The sequence below is a fragment of the bacterium genome (assembly GCA_021372775.1).
Lineage (GTDB): Bacteria > Acidobacteriota > Polarisedimenticolia > J045 > J045 > JAJFTU01.
The window spans coordinates 1-3165 of the sequence record JAJFTU010000263.1; the positions used below are offsets into that span (position 1 = coordinate 1).

The 3165-nt window shown below is 73.9% G+C and carries 4 protein-coding genes; 1 reads left to right on the plus strand and 3 read right to left on the minus strand.

Features of this window, described 5'->3' with window-relative positions; all coding sequences use genetic code 11:
* Window positions 1–371: hypothetical protein (locus tag LLG88_09325; GenBank protein ID MCE5247102.1), on the plus strand; the 371-nt coding region annotated here is incomplete at its 5' end.
* 79 nt (window positions 372–450) lie between these two features.
* On the opposite strand, the gene LLG88_09330 is transcribed toward LLG88_09325, so the two are convergent.
* From LLG88_09330 to LLG88_09340, 3 genes are all read right to left on the minus strand, one after another.
* A complete protein-coding gene (locus LLG88_09330) occupies window positions 451–1953 on the minus strand; it encodes a thrombospondin type 3 repeat-containing protein (protein ID MCE5247103.1) in 1503 nt (500 codons plus the stop codon).
* Between the two features lie 80 nt (window positions 1954–2033).
* Entirely contained in the window at window positions 2034–2972 is a 939-nt protein-coding gene (locus LLG88_09335) for a nucleotidyl transferase AbiEii/AbiGii toxin family protein (GenBank protein MCE5247104.1), read from the minus strand.
* Window positions 2969–3165 (minus strand): hypothetical protein (locus tag LLG88_09340; GenBank protein MCE5247105.1); only part of this gene is annotated, 197 nt, incomplete at its 5' end. The genes LLG88_09335 and LLG88_09340, both read right to left, overlap by 4 nt.

Sequence of the window (3165 nt, forward strand, 5' to 3'; positions counted from 1 at the left end):
TGGACCCCGGCACGTACCGGCTGCGCGTCTACGGCCCGAGCGGCGCCTTCGACGCCACGAACCAGTACTCGCTGTCGTACACCACTTGCGCGGCGCCGACGCAGCCGGCCGAGATCACGTCGGTCTCGCTGTGGCAGGGCAACGTCGCGCTGACGATCAGCGATCCGGCGCACCAGGCCAACGTGACCGGCTTCGACGTCTACCGCGCCGCGGCGCCGAACGGCTCGTACACGAGCCTGGCGACGAACGCGACGGACGGCCTCTCCGGCGTGTCGGGGATCCAGTACGTGGACGCGAGCGCGGGCGCGGCGAAGATCGCCTTCTACCTCGTGAAGCCGTACAACGCGGCCTGCACGCGCGAAGGGCCGTGAGCGGCCGAGGCCGCGGAGGGGCGCGAAGGGCCGTGAGCGTCCGAGGCCGCGGAGGGGCGCGCCGGCCGGCGCGGCTCGGTCAGGGGCAGCCCGAGAAGCGGCTGCGCTCCGCGCCGGTGGCGTAGCCCAGCGTGCCCTCGCGCCCGGCGGCGTCGCGTCCCGTGACGAGATAGAAGAACCCCGCGCCGGCGCTCGGCGTCTCCGCCGCCGGCGCGAGCGTGTCGGCGAGGTTCGCGTCGGCCGCGTCGGCGCAGGCCCCGAACGACGTCTGCGACAAGCCGCCGAGCGGGCCGCGGTACTGGTGGTAGGTCGCGGCCGCGGGATCCGCGTCCCACGCGATCGCGGCCGTCCCGCTCCAGCGCACGTTCTTGATCTCGCCGGGAGTGCGGTCCGCGGGATAGTACTCGAGCGCCCCGCAGTCGCTGACCGCGATGCCGTCCCCGTTCCCGTCGAGGCGGCGCGGGCGCCCGGCGAGGTCGAGCGTCGGATCCCCCGCCTCGCCCGGCGGCGGCGTGCCGAACTCGACGCACGGCGATCCCGCCGACGGGCTGTAGTCGGCGGCCAACTGCGCGTCGGCCCAGGCGTTCCCGGCCACCGTGGAGCAGTCCGCGGCGTCCACGACCGACCGGCTGATCCACACGCACGGCACGCCGAAGAGGCCGTTCTGCGCGCGCCAGACGATGGAGCGTTCGAGCGTCACCGTCCCGCCGTTGTTGTAGATCGCGAGCGCGGTGAAGCGGGCCAGCGTCGCGTAGCGCAGCGAGACCGTCCCCGTACTCGACATGACCATGATCCCGTCCCGGCCGTCGGCGATCAGCGTGTCCACGAGCGAGACGACTCCCTCGGTCATCACCCCCGCGAGCGTGCCCGTGATCCGACAGCGTTCCGCGGCGAGCGAGGCCCCCGCCGCGACGCGCGCGCCGGTGTTGCCGCCGGCCACGGCGCTCGCGCGCAGGCGCGCGTCGGCGCCGGCGGCGACGTCCAGCGCGGTCCCGCTCGTGCGGAAGGTCAGGTTCGCCGCGTCCAGCGTGCCGTGCGTTTCAACGCCCGTCGCGCCCCTCAGCGTCAGCCCGTCGAGCGTCGTCGCGGCGGGCCGGACGGCGGCGGCCACGACGATCGCCTGCGCCGAGCCGCCGTCGATCACGGTCTCGCGTCCCGACCCGTCGTCGAAGCGCGCGATCGTCACCGCCAGCGGCTGCGCGAGCTGCACGGTCTCGACGTACGCGCCCGTCCCCGGATAGACCGCGATCGTCGTGCCCGCGCGCCGGACCGCGGCGACGGCCGCGCCGATCGTCGCGTAGTCCGGCCCGTCGGCGGGGTCGTTCGACACGTACAGCCGCGGGCTCGCCGCGCACGCGTCGCCGACGCCGTCGTGATCGCCGTCGCGCTGCGAGGGGTTGAAGACGTCGGGGCAGTTGTCCGCGGCCGAGACGACGCCGTCGCCGTCGGGATCGGCGTCGGCGCGGAGCGCGTGCCCGCCCGTCGAGCCGGCCAGCGCGCACGGCGCCGCCGCCATCAGCATGCCGAACACCGCCGCCGCGACCCGCGCAGGCCGCGTCATGAAGCGCTTTCCGATCAGCATCGGGTCCCTCGCCGCGAGAACTGGATGACGCGGATCGTAACATCCCGCGGACTGTCCGAGGCGCGCGCGCCACGCGCCGACTATGCGCGTTCACCTTCCGACGCCAGCCACGGGCCACCCGGCGGCCACCTTCCCGCGGGCATTCGCCCGCCGCCGCCCACGACGGCCCGCCGCACCGGGCCAAGAAACTGGATGATGCGCTCTCCGACTTCCTCGAAGCGTTCGGGCGGCGGCTTCAGCACCGCGCCGGCGGCGCGGTAGCTGCGCCAGCGCGTTGCGAGTTCGGGCGTCCGGTAGAAGGACGACGTGAGCGCGCGCGGCTCCTCGTCGGTCCACACGGTCCCGCGGCGCTCGAAGCAGGCCGACACCGCGCGTTGCAGCGTCGCGCCATCGAACGCGAACGCACCGGCGAGCGCCCAGACATCGTGGAAGTCCTTCATTCGGCTGTTCCGCGTATCCAGCTTGACCATCGCCTCGAACTTCTCCGCCACTGTCGCCTCGCGCGAGTACGCCCGGACCATCGGGGCGGGCAGCGTCGGCAGCATCGTCGGAAACGCGATCTCCTCCGGAGCTACCGCCACGGCGTCGCCGACGCCGACATCGAGCTGCACGGCGATGCGAGCGCCGCCGAGGAACGCGCGGAAGCGCGCGCGCTTGCCGGAGTACTCCTCTTCCGGCCGGATGGTCTCCACGGCCAACTCCGAGAGGTCGAAGCGCAGACCATCCTCCGGGCATGGAACGGCACAGATCTCGGCAACGAGCGAGCGGATCGCCGCCTCGTCCGCGGCGCCCGAAGCGAGGACGTCCACGTCCCGGGTCGTGCGGTAGGGATCGGGAAGCCACACCGCCAGCAGGCTCGCGCCCTTGAGCAGGCAGCGATTCCGGGCCGCCGAAACGCCAAGCCGGTAGAGAAGCCGCTCGGCGGCGAAGCGCGCCAGCGTCCGCTCGAACTCCTCGCGCTTGCCTCTCGCCTGCCGGAACAGGCGGGCGCGGACCGAAGCGGCGACGTCGGCGCTCATATCGACCGCACGTCCAGCGCGGCCCGCAGGCGGCGCGACGGCAGGACATCGGCCAGGCGCGAGAGTTCGGCGACCGTGGCCTTGCGCCGGCGCAGAGCGTCCACCAGCGCTTCCATCGCCGCCTCGGGGCCGACGAGCCGCTCGAAGCGGAAGCAGTCGACGACCGTGCGCGCCGGCGAGGTGATCAGCGCCG